Annotated in this window: 19 protein-coding genes and 1 pseudogene; 7 read left to right on the top strand and 13 right to left on the bottom strand. The window is 50.3% G+C overall.

Annotated features, from left to right (window positions below; all coding sequences use genetic code 11):
* A partial coding sequence (locus IQ260_RS09825; RefSeq protein WP_228015798.1) for a hypothetical protein occupies nucleotides 1–965 on the bottom strand: 965 nt, incomplete at its 3' end.
* Between the two features lie 363 nt (nucleotides 966–1,328).
* Here IQ260_RS09825 and IQ260_RS09830 point away from each other — a divergent pair.
* From IQ260_RS09830 to IQ260_RS09840, 3 genes are all read left to right on the top strand, one after another.
* Complete coding sequence (locus IQ260_RS09830; RefSeq protein WP_193992931.1) at nucleotides 1,329–3,215, top strand: sulfotransferase; 1,887 nt, start codon at nucleotides 1,329–1,331, stop codon at nucleotides 3,213–3,215.
* A gap of 130 nt (nucleotides 3,216–3,345) precedes the next feature.
* Entirely contained in the window at nucleotides 3,346–3,900 is a 555-nt protein-coding gene (locus tag IQ260_RS09835) for a shikimate kinase (RefSeq protein WP_193992932.1), read from the top strand.
* 13 nt (nucleotides 3,901–3,913) lie between these two features.
* Complete coding sequence (locus tag IQ260_RS09840) at nucleotides 3,914–4,276, top strand: VOC family protein (protein ID WP_228015801.1); 363 nt, start codon at nucleotides 3,914–3,916, stop codon at nucleotides 4,274–4,276.
* Between the two features lie 21 nt (nucleotides 4,277–4,297).
* On the opposite strand, the gene IQ260_RS09845 is transcribed toward IQ260_RS09840, so the two are convergent.
* On the bottom strand, nucleotides 4,298–4,996 hold the full coding sequence (locus IQ260_RS09845) for a DUF4079 domain-containing protein (protein WP_193992933.1): 699 nt from the start codon (nucleotides 4,994–4,996) through the stop codon (nucleotides 4,298–4,300).
* Nucleotides 4,997–5,256: 260 nt separating this feature from the next.
* On the opposite strand from IQ260_RS09845, the gene IQ260_RS09850 reads away from it, so the two are divergent.
* A complete protein-coding gene (locus IQ260_RS09850; protein ID WP_193992934.1) occupies nucleotides 5,257–7,521 on the top strand; it encodes a glycosyltransferase family 2 protein in 2,265 nt (754 codons plus the stop codon).
* Here IQ260_RS09850 and IQ260_RS09855 read toward each other — a convergent pair.
* Nucleotides 7,511–8,572 (bottom strand): hypothetical protein, encoded by a 1,062-nt coding sequence (locus tag IQ260_RS09855; protein WP_193992935.1) that lies wholly within the window; start codon nucleotides 8,570–8,572, stop codon nucleotides 7,511–7,513. The genes IQ260_RS09850 and IQ260_RS09855 overlap by 11 nt on opposite strands.
* Nucleotides 8,573–9,052: 480 nt before the next feature.
* Nucleotides 9,053–10,651 carry a glycosyltransferase family 39 protein gene (locus IQ260_RS09860; RefSeq protein ID WP_193992936.1) on the bottom strand — a complete coding sequence of 533 codons (1,599 nt, stop codon included), beginning with the start codon at nucleotides 10,649–10,651 and terminating at the stop codon, nucleotides 9,053–9,055.
* Between the two features lie 281 nt (nucleotides 10,652–10,932).
* Between IQ260_RS09860 and IQ260_RS09865 the strand changes: the two genes are divergently transcribed.
* A complete protein-coding gene (locus IQ260_RS09865; protein WP_193992937.1) occupies nucleotides 10,933–11,106 on the top strand; it encodes a hypothetical protein in 174 nt (57 codons plus the stop codon).
* Between the two features lie 49 nt (nucleotides 11,107–11,155).
* Here IQ260_RS09865 and IQ260_RS09870 read toward each other — a convergent pair whose 3' ends face one another.
* From IQ260_RS09870 to IQ260_RS09890, 5 genes and pseudogenes are all read right to left on the bottom strand, one after another.
* Complete coding sequence (locus IQ260_RS09870) at nucleotides 11,156–11,623, bottom strand: low molecular weight protein-tyrosine-phosphatase (protein ID WP_193992938.1); 468 nt, start codon at nucleotides 11,621–11,623, stop codon at nucleotides 11,156–11,158.
* 108 nt (nucleotides 11,624–11,731) lie between these two features.
* Nucleotides 11,732–11,977 (bottom strand): annotated as a pseudogene (locus IQ260_RS09875) (YbaB/EbfC family nucleoid-associated protein); the annotation flags it as partial.
* Between the two features lie 232 nt (nucleotides 11,978–12,209).
* Complete coding sequence (gene murB, locus IQ260_RS09880) at nucleotides 12,210–13,121, bottom strand: UDP-N-acetylmuramate dehydrogenase (protein WP_193992939.1); 912 nt, start codon at nucleotides 13,119–13,121, stop codon at nucleotides 12,210–12,212.
* Between the two features lie 34 nt (nucleotides 13,122–13,155).
* Nucleotides 13,156–14,604, bottom strand: a complete 1,449-nt coding sequence (gene murC / locus IQ260_RS09885) for a UDP-N-acetylmuramate--L-alanine ligase (protein ID WP_322744928.1) — start codon at nucleotides 14,602–14,604, stop codon at nucleotides 13,156–13,158.
* Between the two features lie 16 nt (nucleotides 14,605–14,620).
* Complete coding sequence (locus IQ260_RS09890; protein WP_193992941.1) at nucleotides 14,621–14,797, bottom strand: hypothetical protein; 177 nt, start codon at nucleotides 14,795–14,797, stop codon at nucleotides 14,621–14,623.
* 304 nt (nucleotides 14,798–15,101) lie between these two features.
* Here IQ260_RS09890 and IQ260_RS09895 point away from each other — a divergent pair, with 304 nt between their 5' ends.
* Together IQ260_RS09895 and IQ260_RS09900 are read left to right on the top strand one after the other, a co-directional pair.
* Nucleotides 15,102–16,118 (top strand): type I glyceraldehyde-3-phosphate dehydrogenase, encoded by a 1,017-nt coding sequence (locus IQ260_RS09895; protein ID WP_193992942.1) that lies wholly within the window; start codon nucleotides 15,102–15,104, stop codon nucleotides 16,116–16,118.
* Nucleotides 16,119–16,284: 166 nt separating this feature from the next.
* On the top strand, nucleotides 16,285–17,922 hold the full coding sequence (locus IQ260_RS09900; protein ID WP_193992943.1) for a B12-binding domain-containing radical SAM protein: 1,638 nt from the start codon (nucleotides 16,285–16,287) through the stop codon (nucleotides 17,920–17,922).
* Between the two features lie 26 nt (nucleotides 17,923–17,948).
* Here IQ260_RS09900 and IQ260_RS09905 read toward each other — a convergent pair whose 3' ends face one another.
* The 4 genes from IQ260_RS09905 to IQ260_RS09920 form a co-directional block, all read right to left on the bottom strand.
* The gene (locus IQ260_RS09905) at nucleotides 17,949–18,182 is read right to left on the bottom strand and encodes a hypothetical protein (protein ID WP_193992944.1); all 234 of its coding nucleotides are present in this window, start codon (nucleotides 18,180–18,182) and stop codon (nucleotides 17,949–17,951) included.
* Nucleotides 18,183–18,293: 111 nt separating this feature from the next.
* Nucleotides 18,294–19,358: a tRNA 2-selenouridine(34) synthase MnmH gene (mnmH, locus tag IQ260_RS09910; protein ID WP_228015805.1), complete on the bottom strand. Its 1,065-nt coding sequence runs from the start codon at nucleotides 19,356–19,358 to the stop codon at nucleotides 18,294–18,296.
* Nucleotides 19,359–19,373: 15 nt separating this feature from the next.
* Entirely contained in the window at nucleotides 19,374–21,650 is a 2,277-nt protein-coding gene (gene selD / locus IQ260_RS09915; RefSeq protein ID WP_193992945.1) for a selenide, water dikinase SelD, read from the bottom strand.
* A gap of 15 nt (nucleotides 21,651–21,665) precedes the next feature.
* Nucleotides 21,666–22,097: a tetratricopeptide repeat protein gene (locus IQ260_RS09920; RefSeq protein WP_193992946.1), complete on the bottom strand. Its 432-nt coding sequence runs from the start codon at nucleotides 22,095–22,097 to the stop codon at nucleotides 21,666–21,668.
* Between the last annotated feature and the right edge of the window lie 254 nt (nucleotides 22,098–22,351).

Genomic DNA, 22,351 nt, shown 5'->3' on the forward strand with positions numbered 1-22,351 from the left:
CACTCTCTGCGTCGTCGGCAGCGTAAGATTTGTATAAGAGACAGCAACAGCTCTGCCCCAAGCCCGAGCTGTCCAAAAGTGTTGTCACCTGTTTCTCGGATATCGAACCCGCTGTAGACACCCCAAATGGTCGTTTCGCTGAAAAGGGCTCGATATCCAGCCTGTAGCCCGCCACCAACGTCACCGTTGACATCGAGGGTAAGGCGACCGGTGAGGAAGCCAACATTGTTGCCGGGGGACTGAATTACTGGATAAAACGCCTCTAAACCAGCAAATCCATCATGCCCTCCTGACAGGTTATAGTTAGCGTTAAAATATGGCTTGATCTTTAAGTTTGTGGCGGTTCCCGTGGCCTGCACTAAGTTACTTGAGGCATTAGAACGGGTTGGCTCTGATGCCTCAGGTTCTAGTGCATCGTCCGGCATAGTCTGAGCAACCAAGATTTCCTCAGATACTGGCGCTGTATCAGGCGCTGTATCAGCCGTTGTATCAGGTACTGCAGGAGGAAGCACAATTGTTCTGGGAATGGCTTCTGCAGGGATAGTCCCGTTTACATTATCTGTCGGGCTGACACTGACACTTCTTTGGGAGACACTTCTTTGGGAGAGATGTTGACGTGTTCTAGCCTCAACTGCCAGACTGTTGTTACTGTCTGGGATTGCCCTCTCAGATAGCTCATCTGCAATTAACGGAGAATCAGCTAACGGAGAATCGGTCGTCAGCTGTTTAGAGATTATCTCTGGAGACGTAGTAAAGCTGTCCCCACTCTCAGGAACTCTTGGCACCTTCTCCGCAGATATAGCCGTCATCTCCTGAACGGAGGATGTCAGAATGGTGGATCTAAGCTCAATTCCGGGAGCTTCTGTATAGTCCTCTAGTGTTGCGGCATTAACGGCACTGGCCAAGCTACTGGTTAAAACGGCCAGACCCATCTGAATCCAGCGAGCACATTGAGGACATTTCATAGGCACACTATAAAATCTTCTGAAAAAAGCTTTTGACAGTTTACTAGGCCTTGCGTAAATATACTTACGCTAGCCTTTCTATACTAACGGCGATGGTAACTACTCGAAATAGATCACCATATAAGTTCATATGAAAAAAAATACAAAAAATATGGTCAAGTCAAGTTAAGGATATCGAGATTAGTTAAGGGGGGGAGCACCTGAGGTTAGGCATGTGATGAGCACTCCGTCTACAAAAAATACTTGTGCTGAAGAGTCTGACTGTGCTAGCAGATTGAACGTCGTGCGTCCCTTGATTAAGCGATTTTCTGATTTAAGATAGGTCTAGTCGGTGATTCTCTTTTCCCTAATCCCCTGGCTCTCATGAAGTTAAATCGTGAATTTATCAAGCTGCCTTGGTACTTTGATGCTGAGCAGCTAGCGCTAGAAGCCCAGTCTTTTGAGGAATCAGAGTGGCGATCGCACCCCAGTGATTACGCGGGTAATAGTGCTATTTCGCTGGTGTCTGCGGATGGGGAGAACAACGATGACCTGGCTGGGAGAATGTTGCCGACACCGCAGCTCCAACGCTGTCCTTACATGCAGCAGGTGTTGACAAGTTTTGAGGCTGTGATTGGCCGGTCGCGACTGATGCGGTTAGCGCCTCAGTGTTCTGTGCCAGCCCATTTTGACTCTAACTACTACTGGTTTCGCCGGACTCGTATCCATATTCCAATTTTGACGGAGCCATCCGTCCGTTTTGTTTGTAACGGCAAATCCGTACATATGGCTTCTGGAGAAGCCTGGATTTTTGATAACTGGCAAACCCATGAAGTGATTCACAATAGTGATACCTATCGAATTCATCTAGTGTTTGACACCTGTGGCTCGGCCAGTTTTTGGCGCAAAGTCACTGCTGTAGAATTAGCCGACGCAGCACTTCCGGAGTCGTGGGTGCCGTTTAGTCCAGAGTCTCAGGTCACGCTGATGACCGAACAAGCTCAACCTTCACGGGTGGCAGATCCCAGTGAAGTGGAGATAGCGCTACAAGATTTAAGTAATGACGTTCGTGATGGGCGAGCCAGCCTTGATACTGAGAGTGACACTATTGAAGTATTTCAACAGTTGCTCAAGGAACACTGTCTTGATTGGCGATCGCTATGGTTACTGCACGGCAGTAATCCACCGGACTACTCCATGTATACCCAGCTCAATCGACACACATTAACGGCTGCTCGCTCAGTCAGTCAGCATCTTCGGATCACCACCAATGGGGCTTCGGCGTTTAGAATTCTCAAGCTACGTCTAGGCGCTATGGTGCATCCCTCAGCTGTGCCTCAACAACGCTCTCAGCCGCAGCGCCAGCCACGAAAGCAAGCCGTTATTGCGACTGCTGTACAGCCATCGACACAACACCTGCGGGTGGCTTTTCATAAACCCTTTTTTATTGTGGCTGCGCCCCGTTCAGGTTCCACATTATTGTTCGAGACCCTGAGCCAGTCTCAGGCATTATGGACAGTAGGGAGAGAAAGTCACCAGCACATTGAAAGTATTGATGACCTCAACCCGGCTACTCGAGGCTATCACTCTAATCAATTAACTGGCGCTGATGCCAAGGTTGAGATCGCTCAACAACTCATGCAAAATTTTGTCTTATCGCTACAAAACTGTCATGGTAATCGTTATTTAGCGCTAGAAGATCGGCCTCAAAGGATTCGCTTTCTAGAAAAAACGCCTAAAAATGCACTGCGGATTCCCTTCTTACGCAGTATCTTTCCTAATGCAAAATTTATTTTTCTGCACCGTCAACCCGCCGCCAATATCAGCAGCATTATGGAAGCTTGGAAATCAGGCCGATTTGTTACCTATAAAAATCTACCTGATTGGTCAGGTCTACCCTGGTCGTTGCTTTTACCACCGGGATGGCAAACATTGAAACAAGCATCTTTAGCTGAAATCGCTGCATTTCAATGGCAAAGCGCCAATCAGTCGATTTTGACGGCCCTAGAGAGGTTACCACAGTCGCAATGGTGCGTCGTTAAGCACGAAGATTTCATCGCAGAGCCTCGACAGCACGTTCAACAACTGTGCAAGTTTATGGAGATTCCCTTTGACACTAAATTGTCACAAGTGACGATGACTGACCTGCCTCATTCACGCTTTACCGTAACGCCTCCTGATCCTCAAAAGTGGCGAAAAAATGCAGCTGAGCTGGTATCAGTTCTTCCCCTTGTCGAGTCTTTGTCGACCCAGTTACAGGCTTTGTCATAATGTTTCTGGGGAATAGATCAAGAAGCCCCCAGGGTATCCCTGTCCGTAAAGGAAACAGTACGATAGGAAGAAAACAATACTAGAGAACATCTATTGCTATCCTGATAAGGGATATACGATTCAATCTAGTATGGTGTCAGATATTATTCTTATTGGCCCCCAGGGAGCTGGAAAATCCACGATCGGGTCTTTGCTCTCAGAGAAGCTTGGCCTGCCCCAATGCTCAATGGACACACAGCGATGGGACTATTATAAAGAAATTGGCTATGATGACGCCCTGGCCCAACAAAAACGTGAAACTGAAGGAGCTTGGGGGATTATTCAGTATTGGAAACCTTTTGAAGCGTATGCTGTAGAAAGGCTGTTGTCTGAACACCAAAACTGTGTGATCGATTTTGGGGCGGGCCACTCGGTATACGAGGATGCATTGCTGTTTGAACGAGTCAAGAGAGCATTGGCACCCTACCCTAATGTTGTGCTGCTGCTGCCATCGCCAGATTTAGATGAGACGCTACAAATTCTCAATGAGCGTAATCAGGAGCTACCCGATGACATTCGCAACACCAATGAACACTTTGTCAGACATCCTTCTAACTATGAGCTGGCTAAATTTACGGTATATACCAAAGGTAAGACGGCAGAAGAAACGGGTAATGAGATATTGAACCTGTTAGATATTTTATGAAAACCCTGCGAAAATGGTAAATACAATGAACGCACCTGGCAAGATAAACTACGTTGAACTACCGGCTAAAGATATTCCAGCGACAAAGGCATTTTTCACCCAAGTATTTGGCTGGTCTTTTGAGGACTTTGGGCCGGAGTACACCGCCTTTGCTGACCAGGGTGTGGACGGTGGTTTCTTTAAGGCTGATCTAGCATCATCTCCGAAGACAGGGGGAGCGCTGATCGTTATTTATAGTCAAAATTTAGAAGCAACCCAGGCCAAAATAGAGGAAGCGGGTGGTGTGATTGTTAAGCCGATATTCTCGTTTCCGGGGGGACGTCGATTTCATTTTACCGAGCCCAGTGGAAATGAGTTTGGCGTATGGTCAGAATAGCTCACATCACCCTGAAAACTTCTACCCACCGCAGGTTTTGTTGGTAAAATCACAGCCAAATATAAACGGTTCTTGCCAGCTTAGGGGAATCTCCAACAGATCTCTTGTTCCCGTAATCCCTTGGCCAATAAATAACAACAGCGCAATGCAGTTTAGCGCAATATGCACCTTGCGCCAGGTCTTTGACTTGTAAATCTCTGGCAAGATGGCCAGCGAGATAATCATCAGCGTGGCAGCAACCATGCCGTAGTAGTAGTGAGATACCTGCCACTCGTAAGTCCGTCGAAAGACGCCGTCTTGAGCCCCTAAAATCCAAAGCCCGGCGGTTGAAAGGGTCGCAAACAGTCCCCGCCACAGTTTCTGGGGGGCTGTAGCGCGATATAGGCATACCAGCGAACCGACTGTAAACACAAACATTACGGCGATAAATGCTACTTTGCCGGGGTTCTCTGCTAGCACATTATTTTTGACAATGGTTTTGATGATGGGGTGTGCCAGCCCTAGCAGTGCCAAACCAACTACGGAGCCGGTTAACCATTTACCTAGATTGACATGTTCTTTTCCTACGACAGGAGGGATTTTAGATTTTTCTTTAGCCTGTACGGCTAAACGGCGCTGACGTGTTTGCCAGGCAAAGTTCGTTACCATCCCAATCAGCGGGAATACCACAATTACAGCCAAGGCTGGGTGCGTGAGTCTAAGCCAGTCGTTGATGCCCATTGTTTTTTCTCTTTGCTAGACAGCCTTACTGTAAACGGACTAGAAATTCGCTGCATGATGAAAATCACAAAAAAAGCTGATGGCTAGCTGAAAAGTTGGGGGGTGATAATTTACGGATATCTCAGCTAATTTTCAGGCCCGTATGCAACCTATTAAAGAGATATGGAGAGCTGAATCTGATTTTATGAGAGGGATCAGTTCATAACCGTATCTTTTTATAGATTTGGCTATAGTATGCGTGATGTCATATGGATGAATCGATGGTTCGGACCAGTAAACCACCGCTACGATGGCCGCTTTCTATTCCGAACGCTACGGCAATTATGGGGACTGTCGTTGCGATCGCACTCGGCATCGCCTTTGCCTGGTTTTCCGGTGCAGGTCAGGTTAGCCGCATTTTTGCTCAGCTCAATTTGCTGCAACAGTCGCCCCCCATGTGGCTAGAGGTGCCCATGGTGGCGGGCCATTATTTGATTTTTCCCACCATAGCGCTGTTTGTCTTTGCGGTGGTGATTACCCGTCTGTCCCCCCAGCCAAAGCCCTGGTCGCGGACTTTGGTTGTTTCGGTACTGCTCATCCTGGTGGGGCGCTATGTCATCTGGCGCAGTCTATCGACGCTAAATTTTAACGATCCCCTAAATGGCACGGCTAGTACAGTGCTGTTTGTCATGGAAATGTTGGGATTGCTAGCCAGTATTATTCAGTTAGTACTGCTGCTGCGGGTTAGGGATCGCCGGGCGCAGGCGGATCAGATGCAGCTAGCGGTGATGGACCGTTCATATTTGCCGTCGGTGGCGGTGTTTATTCCCACCTACGATGAGCCTGAGTTTATCCTGCGGCGTACCATCATCGGCTGTCAGGCCATGGACTATCCCGATAAAACCATCTATCTGCTGGATGACACCCGCCGCCCTGAGATCAAACGGCTGGCGGAGACCCTAGGCTGTGAGTATCGCACCCGGCCCAACAATGACCATGCCAAGGCGGGAAATTTGAATGATGCGATCGCAAACACCCAAAGCGAGCTGATCGCCTCCTTTGATGCCGATTTTGTCCCCACCCGTAACTTTCTTTTGCGCACCGTCGGTTTTTTTCAAGACCCCACTGTTGCGCTGGTGCAGACACCCCAAAGCTTTTATAACCCCGATCCCATTGCTCGAAACCTGGGCCTAGAGGATATTCTCACCCCCGAGGAAGAAGTATTTTATCGGCAAATCCAGCCGATGCGCGACGGTGTGGGTAGCGTTGTCTGCTCCGGTACCTCCTTTGTCACCCGCCGTAGCGCCTTAGAATTTGCGGGTGGGTTTGTCACCGATTCTCTGAGCGAGGACTACTTTACCGCTGTTCGCCTGGCTTCAAAAGGATACAAAATCATTTATCTAGATGAGAAACTTAGCGCGGGTCTGGCCGCTGAGAATATTACCGCCCATGCGATCCAGCGACTGCGCTGGGCTAGAGGCACCCTCCAAGCCTTTTTTATTGAAACCAACCCACTCACCATTCCAGGCCTTAAATTTATCCAGCGCTTGGGCCATTTAGAAGGAATTTTGCACTGGTTTACCAGTATCTCGCGCATTATATTTTTGATCGCACCGCTTTTTTACGCGTTTGGGGTCATTCCTATTCGCTCCACCCCAGAAGAAATTATCTATTTCTTTTTACCGTATTACTTTGTGCAAATTACGGTGTTCTCCTGGCTTAACCACCATTCTCGCTCCGCCATTCTCTCAGATGTCTATTCGTTAGTGCTGGCATTTCCCTTAGCCATGACCGTGGTTCAGGCAATGCTATCCCCCTTTAGCAAAGGGTTTAAGGTCACACCTAAGGGCACATCCAGTCAGGGATTTCGCTTTAATTGGAGCTTGGCCTGGCCCCTGATGCTGATGTTTGTGCTGACCGCCTGTAGCATCTGGTTAAATTTAGGCGAATGTCTGGCCCGAGGTAACTGGGCCTTAGGTGTCACCCCCGATGCCGCTGCCCATCTGCGGGGGCTGGGCATTGGTTGGATTTGGAGTCTATACAACCTCATGATGATTGGCGCTGCTCTACTGGTGCTGTTGGATGTTCCCCGGCCTAATCCCTATGACTGGTTCGACCTGCGCCGAGTGGTGCGGATACAGGTAGGTGACAGTACCAGCGCGCGCACTTGGTGGGGCACCACCACCGCCATTTCCGAAATTGGTGCGGTAATTACGCTGACTCAGCGAGGACTGCCCCAACTAGCCCCAGGAGAAACGCGCCCGGTGCAACTCTCCATTAGCGAAGACCTGATTAGTCTCCAAGGTGTTTTGACCGAAGTTTGTAATGACGGTGAATTTCCCTGTGTTACGGTGCAATTTCATCAGGTTTCCCTGGCAGAAACCCGGAAACTAGTAGAGCTATTGTACTGTCGTCCTGGCCAGTGGCAACGGTGGAACACACCGGGAGAACTGCACTCCCTGTGGATTTTGATTAAAACTCTCTTTCGGCCACGGGTACTCACTGGCGATGTGCGGATTAAGGCAATGGCTGTTACTAAGGGTTAACTCTGGAAAACGCTGTTAACATCTGCTGGACATAGGGAAATGCTTGCGCCTGTTCATTGAGATCTAAATGGCTTAAAATCTCGCCAATCAGTAGCTCCACCCCTCGAACTGTCATCTCCCAGGGAATACCTATGCCCTGATAGACTAATGTGCATAGCAATAACAGCTCCTGCTCAATGGCCTCCAGGTTGCCCTCTAACATACAGATCCATAAATAGACTTGGAACATATCAAAGTCTCGTAAGGCAGAATTAACCACACTTGGATGGTCTAATCGACCTCTACGGCCATAATAGTGGCTAAATTGTTGACACCATTTCCGGTAAACAGCGATGGAAATCTCAGGGATCTTGAGCAACATTTTCTCTACCAGCGTGAATGTGGAAGATGTGCAGCTATGGTTTTCTGCTGCTATACACAGTCGTTGCCAGGGAATTCCCACATATTCTTCTAGAAAATCAAAATAAGGCTTTAATAATACCTGTTCCACAGAGTTGAGAGCCTCTAGAAACAGCTCATTACTAATACTAATCTGAGTGGTGAGAAAGCTCCGCTTCTGCCAGTCTGTTGGACTATCTTGTTGAGATTTAAAGACTTCCAAGTATGGATCTAGGATATTAATTAAGGTATCCATCTCAGGAATTCCAAAAATATTCAATGCTTTATTCCTGACGTCTGGATGCTTTTGCTGGCATCCCATAATCATCGGCGTAGTTGTTTGATAAAAATTCAGTAGTAAGGGATAAATTTGCGCCGCAAACCGACTGAGTTTAGCCGTTTCTTTTAGCTCTAAAATCTCGTAGCCTGTGTAAAGCTCTTTAGTCCTGATGGCAGCTAGAGTGCATATATTTTGAATATGCCGATTGAGTTTTTCAACTGTTTTTCTGCGACCGGTAGGTGACGTTGCATAGTCTAAGGGGCAGGTGCTAAAGTCCACTCTATCTGTTGGCAACCGTGAGTTTTTCGTAAAATAGCGTGCTGTCCAAATATCAGTTAACTCTGTAGATCCTAGCAGTCGAGAATGGCGATCATATTGAGATACAGGAACCATTAAGTGTCACCTAAAATTGTATTTTTAAGCCTAATTTCAGCGTCTAATTCAATGTCGCAAACTTAAATCTATCTTCGGTGTGCAGATAGAGATAGATGACCCTTGGAATATGGTAGGGCGTTGCTGCTCCCCGGCATGATTTTATCTGCCAACTATTGGCTAGTGGTGTATTACACAGATTGGTTCAGCCCGTAAACCAGCGAGGACAAAAATACTCCGTAGTTTTACCTACAGCGCCCATGACAAAACTCTACGACAAACAATTCAAAAAAAATTGTTCTCTAAACTAATCATACGAATCTCTAAGGAATTGTGCGTCTGAGTTTCTTCTATTCTGCTGAGTTTTTTTTATACTGGGGTGTACCCTAGTGGATAAGTCAGCAGGGTTTCTCAACATTGAGGGGCAGTTTAATCTGCGCTCACTGTAGTATGTCAAACGGATGAGCAGCCTCGGCGAGTTAGGTGTTAGCTAAAAATCATTTATTCGAGTCGCCAGAGTTCATAGCTACCCTGGGCCGGGATGAGCGATTTTCCAGTTTGGGATGAGATCGCATCAATCAGTTCCCCCCTAGCATAAGTAACAAAGTAGTCACTGTAACCCATCGGTATTTCGGGTAGTTGCCCATATGTGAACAAAACAAATGCCGTTTCAGGGGGCACCACATAGCTCAGAGAAATGGCATTGCCTAACCCCGTAGAGGTTAGTTCGCTCAGCACTAACGGATTTTCTGATTGACCAATTACCTCTCCCATCTTGTGGACATGATAGCTGCTATTTTTATTCCACCAGGTGAAGGAGGCTGCACTCAGGGTGGCGGACACCAACCCAGCCGTTAACAAAAGAGCAAAAATACCCTGTCCCCAAACTCGATAAACACGGCGGTCTGACAGCATCAGCTGTCGTAGCCAGCCAGCCAGAATTAAGGTGACAATTAGCAGCGATGGCATAAAGTAGCGAGTGCTAATCGAAAGCTGACCACCATTGATCAAGTCGGGGAGAATCAACCCTAAGGCAGGCACCATCAACACCATCAAGCAAAAGGCCATGGTGGTTGGGGGAGTCACCAGCAACAGCTGTCCCAGAGCTACCAGTAATAACACTAAGACTAGGGGGGGCACTAAATAGGTATAGAGAGCTTCTATCGGTAGGCCAAAATCAATCACCGTAGAACTCAGGTGTAATCCCCAAAATCTAACCAGCTGCCCCAGGGGCTGACGAAACGAGGTCCATTCGGTGGCTGACTCTAGCTTGGCACTCCTGCCAACCATGACCACCATCCAAGGAGAAAAAAGCAGCAACGCCGCGCCTAGAGACACAGCCCAACGCTGCCACTGATGTCTTGAACCACTGATCAATACATATAAACCATGGGCTATCACCACCAATACACTGAGCAATGTTGTGTAGAACATCAGTGCTAGGCTCAAACTGTATAGGCCCCACTGACGTACTACAGTCATTTTGGGGGAGCGCACAACAACAGCCTCGCTGGAGTATCGCCAGGGAGAACGCATCACCCGCAGCAAATAACCATTGGTCAACAAAATCAAACAGGCCCAGAGGCTATATTCCCGTGCCTCTTGGGCATAGAGTAGCTGTACTGGGGACAATGCCATCAGACAGGTGGCGATTAGGCCGGTCCAGTGGTCCTGCCATAGCTGCTGACACAGCCAATAGGTTAGGGGTAAAAGCCCTAAGCCAAACATCACGGCCAGTGCCCGAAACGCTGTTACCGAAGGGGAAAATAAACCAACCCACAGTCTTTCGAGTAAATAGAATAGCGGCGGGTGCTCAGGATGACTTGCTAAGGCAGACCAGGTGTCGCTCCAGCGTCTAGTTTCAGGAAACTGTTGAAATGCCTGTAGCTCTGAGGCGCTCACCACAGATTTCTTGAGTACTTGGTCTTCAATAACCTGACCTTGATGGCCCAATACCCGCACTGTGGTAAAGACTTCATCGTGCCAATACACTTTGTGGGCGGCATTAGTACAGCGGAGAATAACGCCTATCAACAGACAGACAATAAAACAGAGTTGTAACCGCTTTTTGACTGCTGCGATGGAACGGGAGCTAACCACGACTTAAGCGTGCAAGATATTGCAATCGTAAAACAGCTAGGTTATTAAGCATACGCTACTTTCCCGACGGATGCAGCTGTATCCGCTGAGCCGCCGCGCAATAATGGGAAATCCTGTCTGTCCATGTTGCCCAGCCCAGAAGAAGACTTCTACTGGCGTTGCGCCGAAATTAGTTCACTTGCACTATGACTGTATCAAGATTTTTTAGGACATGTGTTCCATGACTCGTTCCCCTGCATATATTTCGGCATAGCAGGACCGTTTGGAACAGCGGTCCTGCTATGCCACAGCAGCCTATGCGATCGCAGCCCCTGGCTTGGCTGTGCGGCATGGCTCTAGCGGCATTGGTTCTAGTCCCTCAAGAACAGCTAACTCGTTTCTCAGGGGGGCTAATGGGTCAGCGGCATGCAACACATCAGGGTGAACTACGAACAGGGGGCCTACACAGGCTATGACTTTGTCTTTCAACACTAGTCAGGTGCTCACGCTCTAGTGACCGAGCCATCACACATCTAGCTCTTGCAACAACCCATTGCAAGCGTCCATCAGTAGACTAATCACATAGTCAAACCCATCCGCGCCACCATAGTAAGGATCGGGAACGTCGCGGTCAGGGTACTCCTGGCAAAAATCGCACATCCGCTTCACCTTGTGTCCATATTGCCCAGACCTGTCAAGCGCCAAAATGTTGCGATAGTTACTATCATCCATGGCCAAAATCAGATCAAACTGATCAAAGTCTTCTACGATGAACTGTCGAGCCTGTCCGACTAGCTTAACGCCTCGCTTTTTAGCAGCGGCGGCCATGCGACTGTCGGGAGAGCTACCGATGTGATAGCTCGATGTACCGGCCGAATCACAGCTGACCTGCTGAGTGAGTCCCTGTTGCTCTACCAAATAGTTCATGATGTTCTCGGCTGATGGAGAACGGCAAATATTTCCTAGGCACACAAACAACAGTCGGGTCGTCATAGCATAAACTCGCTGAACACTGGCATAAAAATCATAGACAGCAGATATACTAAAAGCGATTAGCAACCGGTTCGCTAATCGCTTTTGGCTAGAACTCTTATAGTGGCTTTACAGACCTGGTAGCTGTAAACCACCGGTTAACTCTTCCATACGCTCACGCATGGTCTCCGTCGACTTGAGGTAGGCATCGCGCATTGCTGCTGATACCAAATCAGAGAGCACCTCGGCCCCTTCATTCATTGCCTCTGGGGAAATAGAAACCCGCTTAGGTTCTTGATTGCCACTGAGGACAACCTTGACCAAACCACCGCCGGATTCGCCTTCAATCTCCATTTGTTCAATCTCTTCTTGAAGTTTTGTCGCTCCTTCTTAAACCTGCTGAGCTTTCTTAAAGGCTTCGCTCAGCTCTTTCATTTTTCCAAGACCGAAGCCAAAACCTTGCCCTTTGTTCATAACTGGCGGCCTGATTTTACTAAATTAACTGTCAAACTATACGTCGCCCTGACCGGAATTGCAATCATTGCCCTGCCCTAGCCACGACTCATCCCTCGCGGGATGCCCCTTTATCCTTCCATTTTAGGCCAACTTAAGCAGACTGAAAGTCCCCGAGGATTTGCACTTCGGGTCTTAGCTGTAGAGACCACTTGGCGTCCACGATGCCTTGGATGTGGCGAATCAGCGTAAAAATATCGGTGGCGGTGGCACCACCACAGTTGAGGATAAAGTTTGCATGCCGTTCAGCTACTTGGGCCTGACCCACCTTAAACCCTTTGAGACCCGACTGTTCAATCAGCCAGCCAGCACTTTTGGGTAGAGGATTACGAAAAACACTGCCACAGCTGGGTAAATGATAGGGCTGGGTGGAACGACGCTGTTCTAGGTCAGCGGAGGTTTCTGCCCGAACGGTCTGCGGATCGTAGCCGGGCTGTAGCTGAAATGTGGCCCGAGTGACAATGCGTGGATCGGCCTGCAGTACTGATGTCCGGTACTTAAACTGAAGCTGGTCAGGGGTGAGGATGGCCAGGGAGCCATCGGGATTGAGCACCTCTGTGTTGACTAAAATTGTTTGGGTATCGCTACCGTGGGCTCCCGCATTCATGACCACAGCCCCACCCACCGTGCCTGGAATGCCGACAGTCCACACCAGGCCTCGCCAGCCGCGTTTAGCCACTTTCCAGGCCAGTGTGGCCATGGGCATACCGGCGGCAGCGGTGACATTACCCGTGGATTCAAACTCCACATGGCGCAAATAGCGGGTGCAGAGCACTAATCCTGGCAGTCCCCGATCGCTGATCAATAAATTGGACCCCGCTCCCAAACGGGTGATGGGTAAGCCTTCAGCATTGGCCCACTGTACACAGGCCTGCAATTCGTCCACGCTGCGGGGGGCAGCAAACCATTCAGCGGGTCCCCCCACCTTAAATGTTGTCAGGTTAGCTAAGGAAAACTGAGCTTTAACAATACAACCTGTGGCCGTTAATTGCTTTTCGAGGACCATGGGAAAACTGGGTGGGGAATCCTAAACACTTGTCCTAAACGCTTGTCAGAGCGGCTTGCTCAGCTTGCTTGGCTTGGTACTCCATAATGTCTGGAATGGCCTGATTTAGATTGCCCGCAGTTAGAAAAATGACCAGATCGCCGGGCTGTAAGATGAGCGATAGCTTGGATTTTACGTCGGCCGGGGTGGCGGCATAGGCCACATTGGTGTGATGTTCCCCAATGGCGCTGGTGACGTCTTCGCCGGTAATGCCTGAGGCGTTGGCCTCACCAGCACTGTAGATGTCAGTGACCACGACCTGGTCGGCGTCGGTAAATGCGGTGGCAAACTCCTGCAGCAGTGTGGTGATGCGACTGTAGCGGTGGGGTTGAAAGACGGCGACGACTCGCCGCTGGCTGACTTCGGGTAAAACTTCTGTGCTTTTTACTTTGGCGGCGGCCAGGGTGACTTTGATTTCGCTGGGGTGATGGGCGTAGTCGTCGATAAACAGGATGCTGTTGTGAAAGCCGCGAGGGTCAAAACGTCGTTTGGCACCTTCAAAGGTGGTCATGATGGTTGAGATCGCATCAAACTCCACTCCCAAACGGCGCGCCACTGCGATCGCAGCCAGGGCATTACTCAGGTTGTGACGGCCCAAGATCGACAAATGCAATTCCCCTAATCGCTGGCCCCGCTCCCAAATTGCAGCTGTGGTTCCTTGAGCCGTTTCACAAATATCAGTGGCGATATAGTCCGCCCCTGACTCCTGCCGCAAACTGTAAGTAATGCCAGGTTTAATCTGGTTGAGGACCGTGCTGCAATCAGCGCTGCCAATAACCACATCGCACTGCTGGGCAAAATGATTAAAAATCCCCACCACCTCATCTAGGGTGCTGTAGTGGTCTGGATGATCCAGCTCAATGTTGGTAATAATGCCAATGGCAGCGGACAGCTTGACTAGAGACCCATCAGACTCATCGGCCTCAGCCACCATATAGTCACTGGTACCGACATAGGCATTCCCCTGCCATGCCGCCACTTCACCACCAATCACAATGGATGGGTCAATCCCTGCTTTCAGGAGTAGATAACCCACCATGCTACTGGTTGTGGTTTTGCCATGGGTCCCAGCCACCGCAATGCCCTGGGACTCATTCATCAACGCCGCTAAAATATCTGAACGGTGGAACATAGAGCAGCCTGCATCGATAGCTGCTTTATATTCAGGATTACTCGCCCCAATTGCCGTAGAGCAGACAACCTGAGGCAGGAGCATCTCTCCACCTGTCGCTGACGGTTGGGCAACCTGAGTAATGTTTTCAGCTTCCTGACTCCAAAAAATATGGACGCCATTTTCCTGCAGACGGCGGGTGATATGCGTTAGGTGTCGATCAGACCCCGATACCGGTAACTGACGCTTTGCCAAAACGTATGCCAGAGCTGACATCCCGATACCGCCCACACCAATAAAGTGAAATGGCCTGCCACTAAAATCAACTGCCATTGGCATAAAACTCACCTCACACACCACGCACAGATATTTCAGGCGTATGATACCAGGAATCTAGAGGCTGGCCATACACACCCGCTGCAGTCTCAGCTTTTTTGCGTAGTTTATCAGCACCAATTTTCATCGAGTTTGCATAGCTGCCAGATAGCGCCCCTGAGGTGATTAGAGGGCGTTTTGACTTTGTCATAACTTCACGGGAATTGCAGAGACTAACTTGTAAGGCAATACCGTGAGCAATTATACTTAATTTCAAAATAACCCTTGTCCACGTCCAAAACTAGCGTTTCTTCGTAGAAGAAGAAATTTCAGGCTTTACCTTGGGCGTGGATAAGAGCCATGAATCATCATCCATTGGCGCTCCTGCGAGCCAACTATCCTGTGCATTTGACTGTGATATATCTGCTCCCAGGGCGTTCAGACAATGGGATATCATTAGTTTTGCGAATGCAAACGCTAATTTGACTCAGTTAGTACGACAGAGGGTAAGCGCAGTGATTAGAGTAGCTATCAACGGTTTTGGGCGCATTGGACGCAATTTCTTACGCTGTTGGTTGACCAGAGAAAATACCGGTCTAGATATTGTTGCTATCAACAACACATCTGACCCGAAGACAGCTTGTCATCTGCTGAAGTACGACTCCCTGTTGGGACGCCTGGATGCAGATGTAAGCTTCACCGACGATACGATTACCGTCGGCGACAAAACTATCAAGTGTTGTTCCGACCGCAACCCTAACAACCTGCCTTGGGGCGCTTGGGACATTGACCTTGTGATTGAATCCACAGGTGTCTTTGTCAGCGAAGAAGGGGCTCGCCGTCACATTGAGGCCGGTGCTAAGCAGGTGCTAATTACAGCCCCTGGTAAGGGTGGCAACGTTGACACCTATGTGATCGGTGTTAACGATTCCGACTATGTTCACGGCAAAAACCCGATTATCAGCAACGCTAGCTGCACGACCAACTGTCTAGCGCCTGTGGTTAAGGTGGTCAACGATTCCTTTGGCATCATCAAGGGCACCATGACGACCACCCACAGCTACACAGGCGACCAGCGCATTTTGGACGCCAGCCACCGCGACCTGCGTCGTGCTCGTGCTGCTGCCATCAACATTGTTCCTACGTCCACGGGTGCAGCTAAGGCCGTAGCTTTGGTTATTCCTGATATGAAGGGCAAGCTGAACGGTATTGCTATGCGCGTACCCACGCCTAACGTATCTGTTGTTGACTTGGTGGTACAGGTTGAGAAAAAGACCATCAAAGAAGAAGTCAATGAAGCTATGAAAGCGGCTGCAAACGGCCACATGAAGGGCGTTTTAGGGTACACCGAAGAGCCTCTAGTTTCCATTGACTACCGTAAAACCGATGATTCATCTATCGTTGACTCCAGCCTGACGCTGGTTATGGATGGTGACATGGTGAAGGTCGTCGCTTGGTATGACAATGAGTGGGGCTATAGTCAGCGTGTTGTTGACCTAGCTGAGCTGGTTGCTACCAACTGGCCTGCTTAGACTAGTCAAAATGCAGTGCATGTTGACTGCATTGACTACTGACAGAGCGATAAAATAACTGCATTGCCCCTGGAGCTAACAACTCCAGGGGCAATGTATCTTTAATCATTCCGGCTTTCATTTTTAGCCCTAACTGGCACTGACACACCCCCTATAAGCACCCATTTTGACTGCGTCTGTATTTTCAGCTGAGCATCTGCTATTTAATCCTGCTGTTCCTAGTAGCGATGCGATTCCTGTCGTGTTTGCGTTTCCTAACGAGTATTCCGTCGGGATTACCAGTTTGGGGTACCAGGTGATTTGGGCAATGCTGGCGCAGCGTCGCGATCTAGCGGTGGGTCGTCTGTTTACCGATGTGACTGATAATCTGCCTAGCAATCCAGAATTGATGGGGTTTTCGGTCTCTTGGGAGCTAGACTACATCAATATCCTGAATTTGCTTGAGCAGCAGCATATTCCGATACGCAGCTGCGATCGCACTCCCCACCATCCCCTGATCTTTGGCGGCGGCCCCGTTCTCACCGCCAACCCTGAGCCCTTTGCCGACTTTTTTGACATCATTCTTCTGGGGGATGGGGAAGATCTGATTCCCACCTTTATCGATACCTATGCCTCCGTCCGAGGGGCCGAGCGGCCAGAGCAGCTTAAAGCTCTAGCTCAGGTGCCGGGCATCTATATCCCCAGTCTTTATCAACCCCAGTATGAGCACCCCACGGGGCCGATCCAAAAAATTGAGCCTGTTAGCGGTGTCCCAGCCATCGTCAAAAAGCAAACCTACCGAGGCAATGTCCTCCTGGCCTCAACGGTGGTCACCGAGAAAGCTGCCTGGGAAAATATTTTTATGGTGGAGGTGGTGCGGAGCTGCCCAGAAATGTGTCGCTTTTGTCTGGCCAGCTATCTCACCCTGCCGTTTCGAACCGCCAGCCTCAATGAATCGCTGATTCCGGCCATTGAACGGGGGCTGACGGTGACCAAACGGCTGGGGCTATTGGGGGCATCTGTAACTCAGCACCCAGGGTTTGAGGACCTATTGGACCACATTAACCAGCCTGCCTACGACGATGTGCGTTTGAGCATTGCCTCTGTGCGCACCAACACCGTTAATGAAAAGTTGGCCAGGACCCTGGTAAACCACGGCACTAAGTCCATTACGATTGCCGTGGAAAGCGGCTCGGAACGGATCCGTGAAACCATTAATAAAAAGCTGGAAACCGCAGATATTGAAAAAGCCGTCGTCAATGCTAAAGCGGGGGGGCTAAGCAGCGTCAAGCTCTACGGTATGGCAGGTATTCCGGGTGAAACGGAGACCGATCTTGAGGCCACGGCCACCATGATGCTACAGCTTAAGCAGGCGGCTAAGGGGCTGCGCCTCACCCTGGGCTGCAGTACCTTTGTACCCAAGGCCCACACGCCGTTTCAATGGTACGGTGTGAACTCCAAAGCCGAAAAACGCCTCAAGTTTTTACAAAAGCAATTGCGATCGCACGGTATCGATTTTAGACCTGAAAGCTATAACTGGTCAGTTATACAAACCCTCATATCCCGAGGCGATCGGCGCGTTGGTAAACTTTTGGAACTCACCCGCCACTACGGTGACTCCCTCGGCAGCTATCGCCGTGCTTTTAAGGAACTAAAAGGACAGCTACCGCCTCTAGACTTTTATGTTCATACAGACTGGCCGATTGAACAAACCCTACCTTGGGACCATCTAGAAGGCCCTATCCCTAAAGCCACCCTGGTCAAACATTTGCAGACCGCCGAAGCCCATATGGAACAACCGAGACTGAGTAGCCTTGTGGCTTAAGAACGGATTGTCTGGGGGAATCCCCCCTAGACCAAGTGGCTGCTCCTCAACATAACCTCAACGTCATCTTGACTAAAAATCAACAACAGCCTTTTCCAAACAATGAATGGCAGTGTAATCGGCCACAGTAGACCCACAGTAATAACAAATGCCCAATTGAGAACACTTGCCTTTGATGCTTTAGCATCCTTAAAAAAGGCGTATAGGGCGATCAAAAAGGTAATGGCAGCAGGGGCTACGTACTGTAGATAGCTCATCATCAATCAAACACCTCAAGTTATGGACTTAATGTCAATATGCTCAAAATCTAGAATCAACAGGATCCACTTCTAGCTGTCAGTGCCTCGCCTTAGACAAAGGCTCGCAAGAGCTTAACGGCTACACCAGCCCCAGCCATCTAATTGGTCTCGTAAATACTTAGCCGCCTGTAATACTGACATTCCAGATACATCCAGGGTGGGAATTTGTTTCCCACGACGCACCAGATCATGGCGGTAAGTACGATCATAATACGTCAAGATAATGGCAGCCGCTGCTGCTAATTCACCGCTCTTAATATGCTGAACAGCTGCCTGGGTCCGCAGTCCTCCCAAACGCTTTTGTAGGCGTTCAGTCGCCGCCACCAAATCGTCCGCATCTGCTTGACCATAAACCTCCACCAGTAGGGCCAAGCGCTCGGCTTCAGAGCGAATTATTTCCAGGGTCTTGGCAGCTTCCATCTGGTTCATGGTTTCATCGGGGATACGACAGGAGCCCACCCGTCGGCTTTCTGCTTCAACCCACACAGGCTGCTGCGGGGAAAATCCAGCCCACTGTTCCGCAATTAGGTTTTCAAACTGCTCGGTACTGGGCTGGGGGGGCAGCATCAAGGAGCCATAGCTACTGCCGCGATGGTTGGCCAATCCTTCCAAATCCAGAACCTGTTCCCCCAAATCCCGCAGGGCGTGGAGAATATCGGTTTTGCCAGTGCCGGTCATGCCACCCACCACAATCACAAGGCGAGGTGTAGCCAATGTGGCCCTAACCCATTGCCGAAAGGCTTTATATCCCCCTGTCAACAGGCTCACATCCAAGCCGCCAGTGGTTAGGAGCCAGCCCACTGAGCTGCTACGCATTCCCCCTCGCCAGCAGTGTATCCGCACCTGACGCTCCGGGGCTAAAGCCTTGGCCTGTTTGACTAGGCTAGCCATTTTGGGACCGACGAGCTCTAGACCCAATTCAATGGCGGTTTCTTTGCCCTGCTGTTTATAACAGGTCCCCACCTGGGCTCGTTCCGCGTCCGAAAACAATGGCAAACTGACAGCATTGGGAAGATGACCTTGGGCATATTCGCCGGGGCTGCGCACATCCAAGATGGGACCGGGGGCCTGCCAAAAATCAGCGATGGGGAGAAGCTGGGGCACCACATAGTTAGCTAAAGGACAGATGAAATCCAATGGAGTTTAAGAATTTCACCCTCTGATTGTAAAAGGTGGTTGCCCTGAACCCGCCGGGACAATGTCACCAATATGCCGACTGTGGACATATTCCTGGTGCTGCAATGCGCTCAGACACCGAGCCACCTGCTCGTGGGGCACTGCTGCTAGGAGTCCTCCAGAGGTTTGGGGGTCAAACAATAGCGGGTAGTTGGGCTGGGACTTGAGATTGGGTCCCTGGCGCTCAATCTGCTGTTCAATCTGCTGATTACGCCCATGGAGGGAACTGAGGTAGCCAGCCTCAAAACAGGCATGGGCTCCTGGCAGCACTGGCAATGCGTCTAGATTTAGATCTACAGCTAGACCCGGCCCCAGCATTTCATTTAGGTGACCCAGTAGCCCAAAGCCGGTCACATCGGTGCAGGCCACCACTCCATGGTCTCGCAAGCATTGGACTGCTCTGTGATTTGACTGCACCATGCTGGTAATGGCCGCATCGATCCAGCGTCCTTTGGCGGCCCGCTGCATGTCGGCGGCAAACAGCACCCCTGTGCCGAGGGGCTTGGTCAAAATTAGACTCAAACCAGGCTGCAGATTTTGCTTGGTGAGCATCTCTTGCTCGGATACCCAACCGTTACAGGCAAACCCCAAAGCTAGTTCTGGCCCTTCGCTGGTATGCCCTCCCACCAGCCAGGTTTGGGAGGGGGCTAAGGCTTGATACGTGCCGGCCATCAGCTGGTAGAGGGTTTCTGTTTGAATTGCATCGGTCCCGTAGGGCAACGTCACCAGAGCCAGCACCGTTTGGGGGGTGGCCCCCATGGCGTAAAGGTCGCTTAAACAGTGGTTTACACAAATCTGGGCAAAGATATAGGGATCATCCACCAGGGCTCGAAACTGATCCACGGTTTGTACGGCCAGTTTGCCAGCGGGGATAGCCACGACGGCAGCATCATCCGGGGACTCTAAACCCACATTTACCGGGTTTGGCCAGTGGTTCATGTCTGGAAAGTCTGCCCTGGCGCGAGCTAAGGCTTGACTCAGCACCGGGCTACCGACCTTGGACCCACAGCCAGCACAGTGATGGGATATGGGATGGGATAATTTTTTTTTCGGCGGGGTTTGAGCGGTCTCGTCCATGGCGGGAAACTGATCAAACAGCGCCATAAAGTTGCCGTCGATCCAATGTTTCCAGCGTCGAAACCACTTCGACTTTGCCGACCATCGGCCTCGAGAGGCGATCGCACCGCCAGCCCCCAAATCAATAATGTTGAGAAACTGACGCTGGGGTTTAAAGGGCTTTAGGGATTTTCCGGCTAAATAACGCTGCAGATTTTGATAGAGAGGCGGCCCCTGACGCACGGCAAAGACACCGGCCTTGGGGCGGGGATGGTTCACCATGGTGGCCACATCCCCCACGGCAAACACATTGGGATGGGACAGGGTTTGCAGGGTATCGCCTACGAGAATAAACCCGGTTTTGTCCGTAGAGAGACCCGTGTGGGCCAGCCAAGGGGCGGCACTGGCATTGGTGACCCAAAAGACGCGATCGCACGCTACGCTTAACCCCGATTCACAGTGCACCTGCACCTGGTCTCCGGCGATGGACTCCACCTTACAGACCGACTCAGATAGGTGGGTGTGGATCTTGCGATCGCGAAAAATCTTAGCCAGCTGACGCTGGGTGGCTCGGCTACGCCCCGTAGCCAAACGTGCCCCCCGATGAAACAGATGCACCGTGGCCCGCTGCCCCACCAGCTGCTGCAGACGCATCTGCATATTTAGGGCCAGCTCCACACCGCCCACCCCACCACCCACAATGCCAATGGTGGCCTCTGGATCTGCTTTTGAGTTTGCCTGTGGGGCCTGCAGCTCTTGCAGATACTGATGCCAGGCCCTGAGTAATGCGGGCACCGGCTTAGCCGGAATCGCATGGTCTTTTGCCCCAGGCACCGATACCGCTGCGGGCGTACTGCCAATGTCAATGGACAGGACATCATAGGCCATCGGCGGATGGTGACGGCAGTGGATCAAATTTTGGCCCGCATCAATCTGTACCACCTCATCCATAATTAACCGGCAGTTGGCAAACCGGGTGAGAGGACGCAGATCAATATGGGACTGGTCAAAATCGTACAGCCCTGAAATATGGCAGGGTAACATCCCCGAATAGGGTGTATCCACCAGATTTGTAATCAGCGTCAGACGAACACCAGCTGGCAGCCCTGCCATGCCAATTTTTCTGAGCACGATGGCATGGGTGTGACCGCCACCGACAAAAAATACGTCTGTGTGAATTGAAGTTGTCGCCTGCATACCAGAGTTTGTGCCCTAATCAACCGCCAGTGCCTGAAAGCGGGGATCTTGTCTAAGCCTTTTAAAGGCAGGTTCCTGAGCAGCCATCTCAATCCACTGTCCGGGGTTTAAGGCAAAGGCTTTTTGTAAAGCCAGCAGGGCAAACTCATCGGTCTGGGTTTGGGCGTGGCAGTATGCCTTGAGATACCAGGCCAGATCAAGCTCCAGGTTGAGAGCCACGGCCTGATTAAAGTTTGCGATCGCACTTTGAAAATCTTCCAGCAGCATCAGCGCCAATCCCCGTCGCACCCACGCTTCATAATAGTCAACCTGCAGATCGATCGCCTTCGAATAACAGGCGATTGCCTGCTGCGATCGCCCCTGCCGATCAAACACCACACCCTGCTGGTACCAATGGTCCGATGACTGGTCCGGTGACTGGTCCGACGTTGGTAACTGCTCATCCATAGACGATCCTCTGAATCCTCATTTCCCAGATTGCATCAACAGTCAAAGCCCACAGTACCGTCAATAGCCCAGGGCTACTTTTACTGTCATTGAAACAAAATGAAGGTTTTATCAATCAAAAAAATTAATATTGTATGCAATTTAGATAAATTGATGTACATTATCGGGCAATGCTGCGGTTAACGCTATCACCAAACCCTGGCGCACAGTTTGTCAAGGTTTGCTAGCTTGAATTTAGTTCAAACGTACTAAAT

It is taken from the genome of Leptolyngbya cf. ectocarpi LEGE 11479, from assembly GCF_015207065.1.
Taxonomy (GTDB): domain Bacteria; phylum Cyanobacteriota; class Cyanobacteriia; order Phormidesmidales; family Phormidesmidaceae; genus Leptothoe; species Leptothoe ectocarpi.

What these genes read in the sequence shown, in the direction of transcription:
- IQ260_RS09830 (WP_193992931.1), top strand. Translation starts at nt 1,329, where the DNA reads ATGAAGTTAAATCGTGAATTTATCAAGCTGCCTTGGTACTTTGATGCT.
- IQ260_RS09835 (WP_193992932.1), top strand. Translation starts at nt 3,346, where the DNA reads ATGGTGTCAGATATTATTCTTATTGGCCCCCAGGGAGCTGGAAAATCC.
- IQ260_RS09840 (WP_228015801.1), top strand. Translation starts at nt 3,914, where the DNA reads ATGGTAAATACAATGAACGCACCTGGCAAGATAAACTACGTTGAACTA.
- IQ260_RS09845 (WP_193992933.1), bottom strand. Translation starts at nt 4,996, where the DNA reads ATGGGCATCAACGACTGGCTTAGACTCACGCACCCAGCCTTGGCTGTA.
- IQ260_RS09850 (WP_193992934.1), top strand. Translation starts at nt 5,257, where the DNA reads ATGGTTCGGACCAGTAAACCACCGCTACGATGGCCGCTTTCTATTCCG.
- IQ260_RS09855 (WP_193992935.1), bottom strand. Translation starts at nt 8,572, where the DNA reads ATGGTTCCTGTATCTCAATATGATCGCCATTCTCGACTGCTAGGATCT.
- IQ260_RS09865 (WP_193992937.1), top strand. Translation starts at nt 10,933, where the DNA reads ATGCCACAGCAGCCTATGCGATCGCAGCCCCTGGCTTGGCTGTGCGGC.
- IQ260_RS09870 (WP_193992938.1), bottom strand. Translation starts at nt 11,623, where the DNA reads ATGACGACCCGACTGTTGTTTGTGTGCCTAGGAAATATTTGCCGTTCT.
- murB (WP_193992939.1), bottom strand. Translation starts at nt 13,121, where the DNA reads ATGGTCCTCGAAAAGCAATTAACGGCCACAGGTTGTATTGTTAAAGCT.
- murC (WP_322744928.1), bottom strand. Translation starts at nt 14,604, where the DNA reads ATGGCAGTTGATTTTAGTGGCAGGCCATTTCACTTTATTGGTGTGGGC.
- IQ260_RS09890 (WP_193992941.1), bottom strand. Translation starts at nt 14,797, where the DNA reads ATGACAAAGTCAAAACGCCCTCTAATCACCTCAGGGGCGCTATCTGGC.
- IQ260_RS09905 (WP_193992944.1), bottom strand. Translation starts at nt 18,182, where the DNA reads ATGATGAGCTATCTACAGTACGTAGCCCCTGCTGCCATTACCTTTTTG.
- selD (WP_193992945.1), bottom strand. Translation starts at nt 21,650, where the DNA reads ATGCAGGCGACAACTTCAATTCACACAGACGTATTTTTTGTCGGTGGC.
- IQ260_RS09920 (WP_193992946.1), bottom strand. Translation starts at nt 22,097, where the DNA reads ATGGATGAGCAGTTACCAACGTCGGACCAGTCACCGGACCAGTCATCG.